This is a genomic window from Clostridioides sp. ZZV15-6598 (genome assembly GCF_020657705.1).
Taxonomy (GTDB): Bacteria; Bacillota; Clostridia; order Peptostreptococcales; family Peptostreptococcaceae; genus Clostridioides; species Clostridioides difficile_F.
This window is the reverse complement of record NZ_JAGWCS010000014.1, coordinates 36,917-55,108: the sequence shown is the minus strand read 5'-3', so window position 1 is coordinate 55,108 and position 18,192 is coordinate 36,917. Positions and strand designations below refer to the sequence as shown.

Genomic DNA, 18,192 nt, shown 5'->3' with positions numbered 1-18,192 from the left:
CAGTACTGTTATATTTTAGATATGAATTATAACAATTTTGAGATATTTTAAGATATTTCGTAATGTTTTTTAAGATATTTTGTGATATTTATTGAAGAAAAAATAAAAATAGTGCATATGATGTTATCCAACAAACACTATATACACTACTTTTAAGAATTTTAAATTTTATTTTCAAGTTATATATTATAAATCTCAGTTTTAAGTAAATGTTGAGTTTAATTTTTCATATAAACATTAAACGTAGTTCCAACATTTTTTCGAGAATCTACTTTTATATATCCATTTTGTTTATTTATAATTTCTCTTGCTAAGTATAAGCCTACTCCAATACCTTCTATATTTCCAACTTCTATACTCCTATAGAATCTTTTAAATATATTATTTATTTCACTCTCATCTATGCCTATTCCACTATCACTTATGATAATTTTAGTGAATATATCCATTTTATCAGTCTTTATACTTATCTTTCCTCCCTCATGGGTATACTTTACTGCATTTTCTATAATATTAAATAAAGCTTCACTAGTCCACTTTTTATCGTGACAAACTTCAATTTTATCATCTAAATCAATTTCTAGTAATATATTTTTTTCTTCTAATTTTAAAAACACTCCACTTAATGCACTTGCAATAGTCTCACTTATTCTACTTTTAGTCGTATTCAAAGATATAATACCAGTTTCTAATCTAGAAATCTTTATAAGTGCTTTTCCCAGCCAGTCCAATTTATTTACCTGACTTTGCATGTTTTCTAAAAACAATATTTGATTTTTTCTATCTAACTCTTTGTGTATTAGAGTCTCATTATACATAGATATATTAGCTATTGGTATTTTTATTTGATGCGATATATCTGATATTAAAGTTTTTATATTTTCTTTTTCCTCTGAATACTTACTGTTTTTAACTTCCATAACCTCTATCATATATTTAATTTTATTTTGAACTTTGGCAGTTAAAGTATCTTTATTTAAATCAAAGTGCATATTTTTATTATCCGATATAAATTCATCTATGTTATATATGATATTGCTACTAAATTCAACTATGTCTTTTCTTATTTTATATACAAAAAATAACGATATGAAAAACATAGTAACTATAAAAATTAAAATTATACAATTAATATTCACAATAAATTCAGCTAAATCAGGATGCATATATAAAATTTTGTTAGTTTGCATTCTTATTATTATTAAGGATAGACATGATACTATGAAATATATAATAGAAATGTTTTTGTAATAGTTTTTACTTAAATTTTTATTATTTTTCATCTTGTTCACCAACCCACATATAGCCTATTCCATAGATAGTCCTTATGTACTTATGCTTTGATATTTTCTGGTCTATTCTCTTTCTCAATCTATTTATATTTACTGTCAATGCATGTTCTTCCATATACTCACTATCATTGTCCCATATTGCATCTATCAACGCTTGTCTTGTAACTATTTCATTTTTATGTTGTACCAATTTCTTTAGAATTCTATATTCTATAGGTGAAAGAATTATATTTTCGCTATTTCTAGTTACAGTCATTTTATCAAAATTAAATTCAAATTCTCCCTCAAATAAGACTTCTTCTTGTATTTCAACATTACATCTTCTAAGCAGTGCTTTTATTCTTTGTAGCAATATATTTATACTAAATGGTTTTGTTATGTAATCATCTGCTCCTATCTTAAATCCATTTACAATATCAGATTCCATATCACAGGCTGTCAAAAATAGAATACCTACCTTTGAACTAGTTCTTATTTCTTTGCACAAGTCAAATCCATTTCCATCAGGAAGATTTACATCTAATATCATTAAATCTATTTTTTCTTTCTCAAATTTTTCTTTAGCTTCTTTTAGACTATATGTTGGTACCACTCGAAATCCATCACTTTGTAAGTTGAAACATATACCATTATTAAGCATAATATCATCTTCTACAACCATTATAGTTTCCATTTTATTTCCTCCATATTTTTATACACATCAAATCATTAGGGTTTACTATTTTATTATACTAATTTTATTTTCTAAAAAACTATTATTTTCTCAAGTTTTTATTAATTCAAAATAAAAAAAAGTGTATATTTAGTAGTTTTACTTAATATACACTCATCATTTTTTATAAGTTTATAAACTTTTTATTTTAATTTGCTATATTCTTCATCAGATACAGGCTCTAACCATTCATTGAAGGCTCCCTCTGCTGGTACTTCTACAGCTAAATGCTGAAACCAACTATCTGGTGAAGCTCCATGCCAGTGCTTCACATCTGGTGGTATATTAACTACATCACCTGCATGCAATTCCTGTGCTGGTTTGCCAAACTCTTGATAATATCCTCTGCCTCCAGTTACAAGTAAAATCTGTCCACCCTTATGATGTATATGCCATGAATTGATTGTAGAAGGAGCAAAAGTCACATTACCAATTACCACGCCCTTAGTAGTAAGCATATTTAAATAACATTCTCCTGTAAAATACTGTGCAAATGCTTTGTTTTCTCCGCCAATAGGGAAAACTGCTCCTGTACCTAAATCTTTTTCTCTATCCATATTTAATACCTCCTATGCCTTGTTTAACTATTCTTACATTTTTAGTATACGACTTAAAGTTAACTCAAGGTCAATAGCTTTTCAGTATTATCATAATTTAATTTTTAGATTAACTTTATTCTTTTAAATCATCATAACTTGTTATAGATTTTTTTACATTTAGTAACTGGTCTACAAATTGATTTGCAGGTGCATTTAAGATATTTTCAGGAGTATCATATTGTTGAATAATTCCATGATTTAATACTAAAGTTTTTGTACCCAAAATCAAGGCTTCATAAATATCATGTGTAATAAATACAATCGTAATTCCTGTTTTTTTATGAATTTCTTTTATCTCTTTTTGTAACTGTTTTCTTGTGATTTCATCAACAGCACCAAAAGGTTCATCCATCAATAAGATTTCTGGTGAAGAAGCTAAGGCACGTGCAATCCCTACACGCTGTTGCTGACCACCTGATAATTCGGATGGGTATCTTGTTTTCATATCATTTGGTAATCCCACTATCTGCATCCATTTGTCTACAGCATTTTTTATCTCTGACTTATTTTTTCGATTAAGGAGATTTGGCACATATGAAATATTTTCTTCAACAGTCATATGAGGAAAAAGAACACTTCCCTGAACACAATAGCCTATTTTTCTTCTTAATTTAATTAAGTCCTCATTTTTAATGTCTGTTTTGTTAATTAAAATATCTCCTCCATCTGGCAAAATAAGACCATTAATCATTTTTAGAAGTGTTGTCTTTCCACTTCCAGATGACCCAATGACAGTTAAAAATTCTCCTTTTTCTATGTCTAAATTGAGATTATTTATGATTGTTTTATCATTATATTGTTTTTCAATATTTTTAAATTGTATAATAGGTGTCATTATATTTCCTCCAATTATAAAAGTCCTTTTTTATTCAAAAACTCACGTGCAACTTCTCTAGGCTCTAAATTATTATTTTCTACATCATAATTCAATTTAGCCATTTCTTTATCAGTTAAAATATCTTTCACCATCTCGAATACTTTTGAAAGTTCTGGATGCTCCTCTAACACCTCTGAACGAATAACATTTCCGCATTGGTAAGATGGATAAAAGCTTTTATCATCCTTTAAAACTACAACATCTGAAACACTATACTGTCCATCAGTTGTAAATATAGGCATTACATCAATTTTTCCCTCATTGATTGCTTGATATTTAAGTCCAATATCTAAATCAACTGTGTTTTTAAAGTGTAAGTCATAGGTATTACATAGTGGAGTGTAGCCATCTTCTCTCTCATAAAAATCGTATTCAGCACCAAATGTCAATTCAGAAGATATATCTCTTAAGTCTGAAATATTTTTCAATTTATATTTATCTACAATGTCTTTTCTAACTGCCAATGCATAACTATTAGAAAAACCATACATACCAGTCCACTGCATCTTAAGTTTAGTTTTATATTCAGACTGTAACTTCTCAAACATATTTTCAGTATATAATTCATTTTTCTTAAGTACCATATTCCAGCCTGTACCTGTATATTCTGGATAAATATCAAATTCTCCATTCTCCATAGCTGGCTGAATATTGGATGTTCCTCCACCTACACCTTGTGTGATTTCTACTTTCAAATCTGTATTTTTTTCAATTAAAATATCTAACATTTCACCAAGAATATATTGTTCAGTCATTGGTTTTGTAGCTATATGAATAGTTTGAGTCTTTGTAGAATTAAAAAAATAAGATGTAAAGATAGTTATTATAAGGATAAGACTTCCTAGAATGGCAAATACTTTTTTCCTATTTTTCTTTTTTCTTTTTCTTTGTAAAAATCTTTCTACTAATCCTAGAATAAAATCAAATAACAAAGCCAATAGAGCAATAAGAATACTTCCAGTGACTGTCATTACTGTGTTGTTTGTTGTAATTCCTCTATATATAGCTACACCCAAACCACCAGCACCTATAAATGAAGCAATACCAGTCAATGCAATTGTCATAATAACCATATTTCTAATACCAGACATAATGACAGGTAAGGCTAGTGGAAGTTTTATTTTATATAGTATCTGAAAGTCTGTACTTCCCATACCTTTAGCTGCTTCAAGAATATTTTTATCTACATTAGTAATTCCAGTATATGTATTTCTAACCATAGGTAATAATGCATATATAGTAAGAGCAATAACAGCTGTAGTATTTCCAATTCCAGAAAATGGTATCAAAAAACCTAGCATAGAAATAGATGGTATAGTGTATAGAAAATTGATAGTTCCTAAGATTGGCTTAGAAGACTTGTGAAATTCACTTACAATGATACCAATTATACCACCTAAGACAATTGCAATTATTATAGAAATAATAGAAATTGTTAAATGTTCGATGGATAGTTTTATAAAAAAATCACTTCTTTCAGATAATAGTGTTAGCATATCGTTTAGCATTACCTCAACTCCTTTTTATGAGTTTTACTTAATAAGATTCAAATTATACAATTATAGTTTAGTGATAGCCCTCATTTTACTACACTAAGTAAATTATTCCATAAATTACATGTTAAGGTCATAATATCAAACTTTCAAGTAGGCACTAAAAAGTAACTAATATAAAATCCTAACATGTCAATCTTCATGAAAATAAGAAAAAATGTCAGAACCGTTAAAAACTTGCTATTTAAACGGATTTCTGACACTATATTTAATTAAATTTGAATATTTATCATATTATTTATTATTGTTAGACTTAACTATCATATTATATACCCATTATATTTACTCATATATCAGCTATATTTATTGTATTTTATTTATTATACTATATATTTTGCCGTTAGCGATATTTTATTGTTAGACAATTGTTTTGGAGTTCCTTCAAAGATTACTTTCCCACCTTTTGTCCCTCCTTCAGGACCCATATCAATAATCCAATCTGCTCTTTTAATTATATCTATATTATGTTCAATTATGACAACTGTATTTCCATTATCTACAATCTCTTCAATTATATTTATAAAATTTTCAATGTCAGCCATATGAAGTCCTGTTGTCGGCTCATCTAATATATACACTGAACTTTCCTTATTTAATTCATTAGCAAGCTTTAATCTTTGACATTCTCCTCCAGATAATGTATCCAGAGTTTGTCCTAAAGTAAGGTATCCAATTCCCATTTTTTCAATGTACTGTAATTTCTTTTTAATCTGTTTTAAACTAAAAAATTCAATCGCATCTGAAACCGACATTTCAAGAATTTCTATTATATTTTGCCCTTGAAATCTATATTCTAAAACTTCTTTTTTAAATTTTTTGCCTTCACAAACATTGCAAGTACTTTTTATACTTTCCATAAATGCAAGGTTTGTTTGTACTATTCCAGACCCTTTACAATTATCACAAGCTCCTTCTGAGTTTGAGCTAAACAAAGACGCTTTAACGCCATTTGCTTTTGCAAAAATGTTTCTTATATCGTTCATAATTCCACTATATGTTGCTAAGCTTGACCTCGAATTAGCTGATACAGGGCTTTGGTCTATTAATACAGTATCTGTATTTTGCTTTAAAAATTCATGTTTAATTAAGGTACTCTTACCAGCTCCTGCTACTCCTGTCACTAAAGTTAATACACCTTTAGGTATCTTTATAGATATATTTTTTAAATTATTTTGATTACAATCTTTAACCTCTAAATATCCTCTATGTTCTCTTACATTTTCCTTAATAAAAAGAGATTTATTTAAGGCATTTCCTGTTAATGTCCCACTTGAAAGCAACTTTTCATAACTTCCTTCATATACAACTTTACCACCATACTTACCAGCTTTTGGACCTACATCTACAATGTGGTCTGCAATTTTAATAACATCTGGGTCATGCTCAACAACTATAATTGTATTTCCTTTATCACGTAATTTCCTTAAAAGATTATTTAATTTATAAACATCTCTTGGATGAAGACCTATACTTGGCTCATCAAAAATATACATCAAATCTACAAGGTTACTATTTAAATATTTTACCATCTTTATACGCTGAGATTCTCCACCTGATAGTGATGATGTCTCCCTATCTAAAGTTAAATACCCTAGACCTATATCTATGATGTTATTTAGTTTTTCTAATATCCCTTTAAGTAGAGGTTGTGCTTCTGGCTCATTTATATCTTTAATAACCTTAACTAATTCATCAAGTTGCATACTTGTCAAATCTGCAATATTATAGCCATTAATTAAAGATTTATATACTCTTTCATGAAGTCTTCTTCCATTGCAAACAGGGCACTTGTCTTCTATAAGGAGTTTGCTCAATTTTTTCTTAGTAGTCTCAGAAATTTCTCCTTCTTTACTTAGATATAGACGATTAAACTTAGTCATTAAGCCTTCATATGTTATATTGATTTTTCCGGCTTCTTCTGTTGTAATCTTTTCTGGCTCACCATATAAAAATTTTTCTAGCTCTTTCTCTGAATAATTACATATTTTCTTATCAATATCAAAGTATCCTGATTCGGCAAATATATTCCAGTGCCAAGAACCCACTCCAAAACCTGAAAGCAATATAGCACCCTCACTTAGCGATTTATTCATATCAAGAATATGCTTCATGTTAGGTATTAGCTTTTTCCCAAGCCCATGACAATTTGGACACATACCATTGATATCATTAAAAGAAAACATGTTAGCATTACCTATATACTTGCTTCCAAATCTAGAATATAAAGCCCTTAAAAATGAATTTACATCTGTGATAGTACCTAAAGTTGACCTTGAATTACCCCCAAGTCTACTTTGGTCTATAATAATCGGTGTTGATAAATTTTCTATACAATCAGCTTTAACTTCTCCATACTTAGGTAAAAAACTTCTTACAAAAGTGCTAAATCTCTCATTTAATTGACGTTGTGATTCTTTTGCAATTGTTTCAAAAACAATAGATGATTTTCCAGAACCAGACACACCTGTAAATATGGTTATTTTTCTTTTAGGTATTTTTAATGAAATATTATCTAAATTATTTTCCTTACATCCTTTTAAAACTATAAATTCATTATTCATACTTTCTCCTCCTAAATTGTTTTTATAGCAAATTATATTAATATTTAAACATGGCTGATTATAACATGTGACCTATCCCTTGGTTGTATACTGTAGGGTTTAAAATTTCATATAAAAAATCTATATAAACTTATTAAGAGCGTAAAAAAAGTATCTCAGTTATGATTTTTAAAATCATAACTGAGATACTAAACCTTATCTAATCATAATATATTCTTACTATTCTCAAATACTTTTTTATCCTTAGTAAATAATATTTTTAAGATAGCTTTATGTAAATTACTTTAATCTTCACTTAACACAGACGTAAGTTCAGGGTCATTTAAAAGGTGTTCAAAATAGCTATGTGCTGAAATATACCCTATACCATACATTTTTCGTTTTGAATTTACAACCTTATATTCATAACACGCACTTTTGACCTTACTATAATCATTAAAATTAATTGCTTTATAGATGGCTCTTTCATTTCTTGGTATGTACTTTACATATTTCGGTTTTATAAAATACAAGTCATCTTTTATCTTACGTTCACGTTTAAGCTTCTTTAAAACTACCCCATTTTTTCTATGCATTATATGGTCATCGTACTTATAATGATGAGCTATATGAGTGACATCACCCTTAAATTTATGTTCAAAATCTAATATTGTCTTTTCCATTAACTTATAATGTGTTCCCTCTTTTTTGTCTATATCAGCAAGTATAATTATATTTTGTGGTTTTACTCCAAGCTCTTTTAATGCTGACTTAAATTCATTGTTCCTAAGCTCTTCCTTTTGCTTCCTAGTTAAATTTCTAAACTTAGTGTTAGCTCTAAAAACGTTTACTCCAGAACCATCTGATACCAACACAACATATACATTATCAGCCCCACATTGTTTTATTGCATTGACAATAGCACTTCCTCCCCATAGGACTTCATCATCTTGATGCTGTGGGTAAAATACAGCATTAGATTTAAATTTTCTGCTATTGCTCCGTGGAATAGGTGTTTCGAGTTTACCATTAAGGTTAATAGCCATTAAAAATATCATAAATAGTATTAATATACTTATGACTATGTACTTTTTTTTATTTTTCATTTTTAAAATTTTCTCCTTTTTATCAATTCAAATATCTTATAAATTTTTGTTGTAAATAGGTTAAAATATACAAATTATTTTACAATAATTTGTAGCTTTATACAATCTTTGACACAAGCCACAATGAACTAAAAAAGCTCTCCAATCGCAATATTACAAATACTACGATTAGAAAGCCCTTTAATTCTTAAAATTTATTAAGTTTGTCTTTCTCAGCATATCTTAGATTTCTTTCTCAACATATCTTAACATATAACTCTTATTTTTAATGAATTATATTTCAATTTCTATATTAATACTAATACTTTAATATTCCACTATTAATGCTACTATTTTAATATTCCACATTCCTTTTGTTCTACATTTCCTTTAAAATTTCAAGCAATTCTTCTTCACTATACATATATTTCTCATTACAGAACTGACATCCAACTTCTGCCTGCTTATCTTCTTCTATTATTTGAGCCAAAGATTTTTTACCTATTGCCACTAAAGCAGTTTTTACTCTTTCCTTTGAACACTCACACTCAAATCCAACTTCACAAGTATCAAGTACTTTAGGCTCTAAACCATCTAAAACTCTATTTAATATATCTTCTGGCAAGTTTCCTTCCTTTAACATATTAGTTATTGAAGGTAATTTAGCTACATTTTCTTCTAATTTTGCGATAGTTTCTTCTTCTGCATCTGGCATTAATTGAACTATAAAACCTCCAGCAAACTCGACTTCATCATCTTTTGTAAGAACACCTAAAGCTACCACTGATGGAGTTTGTTCTGACACTGCAAAGTAATAAGTAAAGTCTTCTGCAATTTCTCCACTTACTAATGGATAAGTTCCATTGTATGGCTCTCTAAGACCTAAGTCTTTAATAACTTTTACAACACCTTCTGTACCCACTGCTGCTGCAACATTCAGCTTTCCATTTGGATAATCGTCAACTTCTACATGAGGATTTCCTACATATCCTTTTACTATTCCCTTAGAATTTGCTGTTGCGATGATAGTTCCAATTGGTCCACCACCTTTTATTATTACAGTCAATTTATCACTGTCATTTTTCATCATCAATCCCATTATAGATGTTGCTGTTAATGTTCTACCAAGTGCTGCTGTTGCTACTTTTGTAGTTTCATGTAATCTTCTAGCTTCTTCTACTGTATTTCTAGTAGTTGCAACAAATGCTCTAACTTGACCATTTCCTGATGTCGCTCTTAGTACATAATCTTTCATTTGTATTCCTCCACATTTTGTTAATCATACTATTTTTCTATATCATTACTTTTTTCTATCTTACTATTTTAAATTACTTTAATTTTTAATACAAAAAACTTTACCTCTTTTATTTTTACCAATAACATTTTATATCTTCATCAATAATATTTTATATTAATAACACTTCTTTTTGTACACAATAAGAAAATCTTTATTTTTTACATACAAAGAATATTCTTTGACTTTCTTCATTAGGTTTTTCAAATGTAAAATCTCCATAAGATTTTATATCCCTAAATCCAGATTCCTTAAGCATATCAACTATTTCATCCTCAGTATACGCCCTTTGTTGATGTACTTCTTCAAATCTTTCAAACTTTCCATCTTCATCTTTAATGAAAAATGTAAGTTCCATTTCAATCAAATTTTCTTCATCATCAAAGTAATTTTGCCACATATAAGCTATATCTTCTCTATTTTCTCCATACATATTATTTCCTAATATATTGGCTAATTTATAAAATGAACTTATATCAAATATAAAGATTCCATCTTTTTTTAATAATTCATATGTTTTTGAAAATACATTTTCTAAATCATCATCATAAGTTATATAATTAAATCCATCACAGGCACAAAGTACACAATCCAAATCGGATATATCAAAGTCAAGCTCTGCTATATCTTGCTGAAGTAATACTAACTCTACGCCTTCTCTTTCTGCCTTTTCTCTTGCTACACTAAGCATTTCATCAGATATATCAATCCCAGCTATATCATAGTCCTTTTTAGTTAATGGAATTGTGAGATTACCTGTACCACATGCTAATTCCAATATATTTTTTACTTTTACACCTTCAGTATCTATTATATCTTCTATATATTTAACCCATCCATCATAATCCACTTCATTCATAAGTTCATCATATACAAACGCAAAATCACTATATTGACTCATCCTTTTTATTCTGCTCCTCCACAATCTTTCTTAGCCTCTTTTTACGTGATGTAAGCATACCTCCAATTCTTCCAGCTTCTTTAGCTGTAAGCCCTGCCCATCCACGTTCTCCAACTTTATCCATAAGACCTAGTTCTGAGGCTATCTCATATTTCATTATATCATCATTTGTCAATATTTTAGTATTCTTGCTATTAGTTATCTTCTTTTCTCTTTTCATATTTTCTTTCAAAAAAATCACCCCTTCTTATTTGTATTTTTGTCAATTAAAAGAAATTTATACAAATAAGTAAGGGGTATTTATCATAGCTTTAAATTTAAATATTTTAAATTTATGACTTTTTAAAATTATTTTTTCTTAATCTATAGCCTTTTTATATTTTAATAATTTTGCATAAACATTTAGTGCATCTACACATATTTTTTCATCAAAATTAAAGTTTATATTATGAAGCCCATTTACAAATCCTTTCTCCTCATTTCTTGAGCCCAACATAAAGAACAGCCCTGGAACTTCTTTTTGATAATAAGAGAAATCTTCTGATATCATAAGTGGGTCTAATTCTATAGCTGTATCCTTTCCAACAGCTTCTACAAACTCTTTATACAAGTCCTTATCATTTTTAACAGCTATATAATCATCCATAATATTTATATTTACCTTACAGTTATAAGACAATTCAAAGCCTCTAGCAAGTTCTTTAACTCTAAGTTTCATTCTCTCATACACTTCTGGACTAAAACATCTAATAGTCCCTTCCATCTTTATATTCTCAGCTATTATATTTCTTCTAGCTCCACCTTCAATTCTACCTATAGTCAAAACTGCATTGTCTATTGGGCTTATATTTCTTGATACTATAGTTTGAAGTGAACTTATAAAGTTTGAAGCTATCACTATACCATCAATTCCATTTTGTGGCATAGCTCCATGTCCACTTTTAGACACTATTTCTATATCAATATCTCCTATTTGAGCCATGAAGTATCCTTCTCTTGTGCCTACATAACCTTCTGGTAATTCTGGGTATATATGAAGCCCATATATCTCATCCACATTGTATTTTTTAAGCACACCTGCATCTATCAATGCTTTTGCTCCCCCCGGCCCTTCTTCTGCTGGTTGGAATATAAATACAACATTATCATTTAAATTTTCTTTATTATCATTTAAATACTCAATTAATCCAAGTAATATAGTAGCATGTCCATCATGACCACATAAGTGTTTTACACCTTCTTCACTACGAAGACCATCTATATCAGCTCTAAAAGCTATATCTTTTCTTGGTTTTTTACCTTCTATCACACCTACTATTCCTGTTTCTAAGTAAACTTCATATTCAACTCCTATTTTATCCAGATAATCCCTTATATATTTTGAAGTCTTATACTCTTTTCTTCCAATTTCTGCAATAGGATTTAATGCATTCCTATGCTTATAAAGTTGTTCTTGTAAATACGATGCCTCTCTCATGTAATCTCCTCCAAATTATAATTTATTATAAAAATATTTCTATATCTCTTATAATTAAAATATTATATAATATACTTTCATATTTAAAAATAAAAAACTAAATTGAATATAAAAATATTTTGCATTATTAAATAATTCACCATTAATAATAATTCCCCTGTTTCATAAATCAAAACAGGGGAATTATTATTGAAAAATTTTTAATTTTAGCAAGAGAAGAAGTGTTTAGCAAGTCCACCTTTTGCAGTTTCTTTGTATTTATCCATCATATCAATCCCAGTTTCTTTCATTGTTTCAACGACTTGGTCCAAGGAGACAGAATGTGAGCCATCAGTTAATAATGCATACTTAGCTGCATCATAAGCTCTTTGAGCTGCCATTGCATTTCTTTCTATACATGGAATTTGAACATATCCATATACAGGGTCACAAGTCATTCCTAGATGATGTTCAAGTGCTATTTCTGCTGCATATTCAATATGGTCTATAGTACCACCCTTTAAATACGCTACTGCCGCTGCTGCCATTGAACAAGCTGCACCGACTTCACCTTGACATCCTACTTCTGCACCAGATATTGATGCATTAGTTTTTATTATATTTCCAATTATTCCAGCTACAAGTAATGCTTCAATTATTTTTTCATCATCGTATTTATAGAAATCTTGCATTGCAAAGAATATTCCTGGTATTACTCCAGCAGAACCACAAGTTGGTGCTGTAACTATTATATTACCAGAAGCATTTTGCTCTGAAGCTGCTAGTGCATATGCATATACAAGCGTTGAAAAACTTTTATCTTCTTGGTATGCTTTATAAAAATTATTTGCTCTTCTTTTTAATAATAATTTACCTGGTATTACTTCATCTGTGCTTAGTCCATCATCAATAGATTTTCTCATAGCATCTCTTATAGTTTTTATATAGTCTTTTATATCAGATGGTTCACATTCTAACACAAAATCAACTAAAGTTTTATTATTTTCCTTACACCATTTCACTATTTCATCCATAGTGTCTAGGTGATATATACTATTGCTTTTACTGTTTCTTTGACCTTCTTCTGCTATAGTTCCTCCACCAACAGAATATACAGTCCATTCAGCTGTCACATTTCCATCTTTATCTAAAGCTTCAAACTTCATTCCATTTGGATGAAAATCTTTTATTATATCTTCTTCCCAAACGATTTCAACTTTCTTTGGTGCTATAGTTTTTTCAATTATATAATCTGTTAAGTGACCTTTTCCTGTAGCAGCTAAACTACCATATAATATTGCTCTAAAGCTTTCTGCATCTGGATTTTCATTTTTGAATCTTTCCGCAGCTCTTTGTGGCCCCATAGTATGAGAACTTGAAGGTCCACTTCCTATTTTAAAAAGTTCCTTTAAAGTATCCATATTATTCCTCCTAAATTTTCTATGTTAATGCTTATTATTTATTTTTACGCACATATTTATTATAACCTAAATATATTAATTATTAGTTATTAAATTCGCATAAAATTTATTTTTTATTTCCATTTTGGTATATTTTATTAAATTAATATGTATATTTTGAGAATAAAACATTTATTTAAAATTTTTTTAATATTAATATAATATAAATATCTTACTTTATACAGTTAAGATATTAACTATGCCTATTAAAATTAATTAATTTGTACTATAATTATTATTGTACTTAAAAAATTAAATTTAAATAAAAAAGGAGATTTGATTATATGTTATTTAAAGGTTCTGCTGTTGCTTTAGTTACCCCATTTACGGAGGATAACAATGTCAACTTTGAAAAGTTAGGTGAATTAATCGAATACCATATTGAAAATGACACAGATGCATTAGTTGTTTGTGGAACAACAGGTGAAGCTACTACTATGAGTGAATCTGAGATTTTTGCTGTAATAAAATATACAGTTGAAAAAGTCAATAAGAGAATACCAGTTATAGCAGGTACTGGTTCAAACAATACTATGTTGTCTGTTCACATGAGCCAAGAAGCTGAAAAATTAGGAGTGGATGGTCTTTTAATCATAACTCCTTACTATAATAAGACTAATGAAAGAGGTCTTAAACTTCACTTTGAAACAATAGCAAAAAGCGTTAAATTACCAATTATTTTATATAATGTACCAGGAAGAACTAAGGTAAATATAAAGCCATCAGTTGTGGCTGAGCTTGCTAAAATAGATAATATAGTTGCTGTAAAAGAAGCTAGTGGAGATTTAGCTCAGGTTGCAGAAATAGCTAAATTAGTACCTGAAGACTTCGCTATATACTCCGGTAATGATGATACTATATTACCTCTATTATCATTAGGAGGAAGTGGTGTTATCTCTGTACTTGCTAATATCTGTCCTAAAGAAACTCATGATTTAGTAACTAAATTCTTTGAAGGTGACATTGAAGGCTCTAAAAAATTACAACTTGATATGGATACTTTAATTGATGCCTTATTTATAGAAGTAAATCCAGTTCCAGTTAAAACTGCTATGAATATTTTAGGTTTTAATGTTGGAGATTTAAGACTTCCTTTAGCTGAAATGGAAGAAGCTAATCTTAATGTTTTAAAACAAGAATTGACAAATTTTGGATTTAAATTTTAGCAATATTTCTATAAATAAGTTGATTTTTTCTAAAATATGTATTATTATTAGAATAATCAAATTTTAATATCCTATTAACCTAGGGTAGAGGTAGCTGTAAATAAGAGTATCCAATAGGAGCTGGCAAGTGTTAATGATTGGAAAAAGGATTTATAGCCGAAGAAAATGTTTCTTGCAATAATATTTTCTGGGATTACACATAAGATGTGTAATACTGTCACTTATTTATGTAGGTGGTGAGCTACAAGGTTTACTTTGAGTGATAAACTAGACGTACAAAGTATACCTTTGTACGTTTTTTGTATATAATTAAAGTTGTTAATATAATACTAAAGTTTTTAAATATATAAAAATATTAACATATCTTACTTGTATAACTAAATTTAAATAATGTTTTAATAATTAAAAATTGGGGTGAATTTAATATGAAAAAAGTAAATGTGGCAATAGTTGGTGCTACTGGAATGGTAGGTAGAACATTTTTAAAAGTATTAGAAGAAAGAAATTTTCCAATAGAAAATCTATTTTTATTCTCTTCTTCTAAATCTGCTGGTTCTAAAGTAATGTTTTGTGGTAAAGAATATATAGTAGAAGAATTAAAAGAAACTTCATTCACTGATAGAGGAATACAAATAGCGTTATTCTCTGCTGGAGGAAGCATTAGTGAAAAATATGCTCCAATAGCTGCATCAAATGGAATCTTAGTAGTAGATAACTCTAGTCAATGGAGAATGAATCCAGATGTTCCTTTAGTTGTTCCTGAGGTAAATCCAGAAGCTATAAAAAAACATAAAGGTATAATAGCTAATCCAAACTGCTCTACTATACAAGCTATGGTTCCTCTTAAACCTCTTGATGACAAATACAAAATTAAGAGAGTAGTTTACTCTACTTACCAAGCTGTATCTGGTTCTGGTGTTAAAGGGGTTGAAGATTTAGAAAAAGGAATGACTGGTAATCCTACTGGATTCTATCCACATCAAATTTCTTATAACTGTCTTCCTCATATAGATTCATTTACTGAAAATGGATATACTAAGGAAGAAATGAAAATGGTAAACGAAACTATGAAAATACTTGATAACTACGACTTAAAAATAACTGCAACTACTGTAAGAGTGCCAGTAAAGAATGGTCATAGTGAATCTATAAATATTGAGTTTAATAATCCATTTGAACTAGAAGATTTAGTAAAAACACTTGAAGAAGCTCCAGGAGTTGTAGTAGTTGATAATCCTGCTAAAAATGAATATCCAACTGCTGTAGAATTTGATGATAGAGATGAAGTGTTTGTTGGAAGAATTAGAAGAGACTTTAGTGTTGATAATGGTGTAAACCTTTGGGTTGTTGCTGACAATATAAGAAAAGGTGCTGCAACTAATGCAATCCAAATAGCTGAAATGGCTATATCATATGATTTAGTATAGTATACAAATTTGTATAAATATATGATTTTGTAAAATATTAATAATAAGTAAAAATAAGCATTAGAAGTAACTGTAATATAAAACACAAAACTAAAAAAGAGGGGATTGATTTTTTATGATATTTAAAGGTTCTGCTGTTGCTCTAGTTACTCCATTTACAAAGGATAGCAAAGTTGATTTCGACAAATTAGGTGAATTGGTTGAATACCAAATCGCTAATGGTACTGATGCTATAGTAGCTTGTGGTACTACTGGTGAAGCTAATACTATGACTGATGAAGAACAACTTGCTACTATTAAGTATGTTGTTGAAAAAGTTAATAAAAGAGTTCCTGTTATAGCAGGAAGTGGTTCTAATGATACTATGCACTCAGTTAATTTAAGCCAAGAAGCCGAAAAATTAGGAGTAGATGCTCTATTAATAATAACTCCTTATTACAATAAAGCCAATAAAGCTGGACTTAAACGTCATTTTGAAACAATCGCTAACAGTGTTAAGCTTCCAATTATACTTTACAATGTGCCTGGAAGAACTTGTGTTAATATAAGCCCTAGTCTTATAGTTGAACTTGCTAAAATAGATAATATAGTTGCTGTAAAAGAAGCTAGTGGGGACTTAGGACAAGTTGCAGAAATAGCTAGCTTAGTTCCAGATGACTTTGCTATCTACTCTGGTAATGATGATACTATACTTCCTTTATTGTCTTTAGGAGGTCAAGGAGTTATATCAGTACTTGCTAATGTTTGCCCTCAAGAAACACACGATTTAGTGGCTAAATTCTTTGAAGGTGATATAGAAGGTTCTAGAAAATTACAACTTGGTATGGATGCTTTAATCGCAGCTTTATTTATAGAAGTAAATCCTATACCAGTTAAGACTGCAATGAATTTATTAGGATTCAATGTTGGAGATTTAAGACTTCCTCTAGCAGAAATGGACCCAGCGAACTTAGAGGTATTAAAGAAAGAATTAGTTAACTTTGGACTAAAAGTTAATGCATAGTACAAATTAATGCATGGTAAAAAACTAAGTTTGGTCAAAAGTTAGCCCTTAATCATAGGAGGAAATTATGTTAAAAGTTATAGCAACTGGTTATGATGGAAAAATGGGCAAGATTTTAGCCGATACTATAAGAGATGATAGTGAACTAGAATTAGTTTGCGTTGCAGCTAGAGGTATGGATAGCTGTGAAGGCAATCTTAAAATTTATGAAGATATGAATACTATAGTTGAAGAAGCTGATGTAGTTATAGATTTTTCTCATCACTCTAATTTAGACAATATTTTATCTTACGTTTTAAAAACTAAAACTCCTTTAGTAATTGCCACTACTGGATATAATGATGAAGAAATTAATAGAATACATGAAGCGGCTAAAGTTATTCCTGTATTCCAATCATATAATATGTCTCTTGGTGTAAATGTATTAGTGAAATTGGTTAAAGATGCAGCTAAATTATTAGAAGGTTTCGATATAGAAATAATAGAAAAACATCACAACAGAAAAGTAGATGCCCCAAGTGGTACAGCTGTTATGATTGCTAACGCTATAAAAGAGGTTTTACCAAGTGTTGAAAATAATTATGGTAGATATGGGCGTAGTGCAAAAAGACAACCAAATGAGGTTGGTATACATGCTATAAGAGGTGGAAATATTGTTGGTGAACATGATGCTCTATTTGCTGGAGATAACGAAGTCCTTACAATAAGTCATCAAGCCCAATCTCGTGGTATTTTTGCAAGTGGTTCTATAGCTGCTGCTAAATACTTAGTTAAACAAAAACCAGGATTTTATAACATGGATAGCATGTTAGGATAGTAAGTATATA

At 29.2% G+C, this 18,192-nt stretch carries 16 protein-coding genes and 1 riboswitch; of the genes, 4 read left to right on the top strand and 12 right to left on the bottom strand.

Translation table 11 applies throughout. The annotated features are described in order from the left end of the window. Positions 1-218: 218 nt before the first annotated feature. From KGF50_RS04675 to KGF50_RS04620, 12 genes are all read right to left on the bottom strand, one after another. On the bottom strand, positions 219-1,139 hold the full coding sequence (locus KGF50_RS04675) for a sensor histidine kinase (protein ID WP_227847014.1): 921 nt from the start codon (positions 1,137-1,139) through the stop codon (positions 219-221). A 133-nt stretch (positions 1,140-1,272) separates the two neighbouring features. Next, positions 1,273-1,965: a response regulator transcription factor gene (locus KGF50_RS04670; protein ID WP_227847012.1), complete on the bottom strand. Its 693-nt coding sequence runs from the start codon at positions 1,963-1,965 to the stop codon at positions 1,273-1,275. Positions 1,966-2,147: 182 nt separating this feature from the next. After that, positions 2,148-2,561 carry a cupin domain-containing protein gene (locus KGF50_RS04665; protein WP_227847011.1) on the bottom strand — a complete coding sequence of 138 codons (414 nt, stop codon included), beginning with the start codon at positions 2,559-2,561 and terminating at the stop codon, positions 2,148-2,150. Between the two features lie 115 nt (positions 2,562-2,676). Further along, a complete protein-coding gene (locus KGF50_RS04660) occupies positions 2,677-3,438 on the bottom strand; it encodes an ABC transporter ATP-binding protein (protein ID WP_227847010.1) in 762 nt (253 codons plus the stop codon). 14 nt (positions 3,439-3,452) lie between these two features. Then, positions 3,453-4,988: a glycine betaine ABC transporter substrate-binding protein gene (locus tag KGF50_RS04655; RefSeq protein ID WP_227847009.1), complete on the bottom strand. Its 1,536-nt coding sequence runs from the start codon at positions 4,986-4,988 to the stop codon at positions 3,453-3,455. Between the two features lie 365 nt (positions 4,989-5,353). After that, positions 5,354-7,594 (bottom strand): excinuclease ABC subunit UvrA, encoded by a 2,241-nt coding sequence (locus tag KGF50_RS04650; RefSeq protein ID WP_227847008.1) that lies wholly within the window; start codon positions 7,592-7,594, stop codon positions 5,354-5,356. A 284-nt stretch (positions 7,595-7,878) separates the two neighbouring features. Next, positions 7,879-8,679: a PIG-L family deacetylase gene (locus KGF50_RS04645; protein ID WP_227847007.1), complete on the bottom strand. Its 801-nt coding sequence runs from the start codon at positions 8,677-8,679 to the stop codon at positions 7,879-7,881. A gap of 358 nt (positions 8,680-9,037) precedes the next feature. Continuing rightward, positions 9,038-9,913 carry an Hsp33 family molecular chaperone HslO gene (gene hslO, locus KGF50_RS04640; RefSeq protein ID WP_227847006.1) on the bottom strand — a complete coding sequence of 292 codons (876 nt, stop codon included), beginning with the start codon at positions 9,911-9,913 and terminating at the stop codon, positions 9,038-9,040. Between the two features lie 193 nt (positions 9,914-10,106). Then, on the bottom strand, positions 10,107-10,853 hold the full coding sequence (locus KGF50_RS04635; protein ID WP_227847005.1) for a class I SAM-dependent methyltransferase: 747 nt from the start codon (positions 10,851-10,853) through the stop codon (positions 10,107-10,109). After that, positions 10,840-11,073 carry a small, acid-soluble spore protein, alpha/beta type gene (locus tag KGF50_RS04630; RefSeq protein WP_227847015.1) on the bottom strand — a complete coding sequence of 78 codons (234 nt, stop codon included), beginning with the start codon at positions 11,071-11,073 and terminating at the stop codon, positions 10,840-10,842. Before KGF50_RS04630 ends, KGF50_RS04635 begins: the two co-directional genes overlap by 14 nt. A 138-nt stretch (positions 11,074-11,211) precedes the next feature. Then, entirely contained in the window at positions 11,212-12,330 is a 1,119-nt protein-coding gene (locus KGF50_RS04625) for an N-acetyldiaminopimelate deacetylase (RefSeq protein ID WP_227847004.1), read from the bottom strand. A 206-nt stretch (positions 12,331-12,536) separates the two neighbouring features. Continuing rightward, positions 12,537-13,730 carry an L-serine ammonia-lyase gene (locus KGF50_RS04620; RefSeq protein ID WP_227847003.1) on the bottom strand — a complete coding sequence of 398 codons (1,194 nt, stop codon included), beginning with the start codon at positions 13,728-13,730 and terminating at the stop codon, positions 12,537-12,539. Between the two features lie 323 nt (positions 13,731-14,053). On the opposite strand from KGF50_RS04620, the gene dapA (KGF50_RS04615) reads away from it, so the two are divergent. The 4 genes from dapA (KGF50_RS04615) (at position 14,054) to dapB (ending at position 18,182) form a co-directional block, all read left to right on the top strand. After that, the gene (dapA, locus tag KGF50_RS04615) at positions 14,054-14,935 is read left to right on the top strand and encodes a 4-hydroxy-tetrahydrodipicolinate synthase (RefSeq protein ID WP_227847002.1); all 882 of its coding nucleotides are present in this window, start codon (positions 14,054-14,056) and stop codon (positions 14,933-14,935) included. Positions 14,936-15,012: 77 nt separating this feature from the next. Next, positions 15,013-15,187, top strand: a riboswitch (Lysine riboswitch). 173 nt (positions 15,188-15,360) lie between these two features. After that, positions 15,361-16,362, top strand: coding sequence for an aspartate-semialdehyde dehydrogenase (locus KGF50_RS04610; protein WP_227433725.1), 1,002 nt, complete (start codon positions 15,361-15,363; stop codon positions 16,360-16,362). Between the two features lie 115 nt (positions 16,363-16,477). Then, complete coding sequence (gene dapA / locus KGF50_RS04605; protein ID WP_227433724.1) at positions 16,478-17,365, top strand: 4-hydroxy-tetrahydrodipicolinate synthase; 888 nt, start codon at positions 16,478-16,480, stop codon at positions 17,363-17,365. A gap of 67 nt (positions 17,366-17,432) precedes the next feature. Next, on the top strand, positions 17,433-18,182 hold the full coding sequence (gene dapB / locus KGF50_RS04600) for a 4-hydroxy-tetrahydrodipicolinate reductase (RefSeq protein WP_227847001.1): 750 nt from the start codon (positions 17,433-17,435) through the stop codon (positions 18,180-18,182). Positions 18,183-18,192 lie beyond the last annotated feature (10 nt).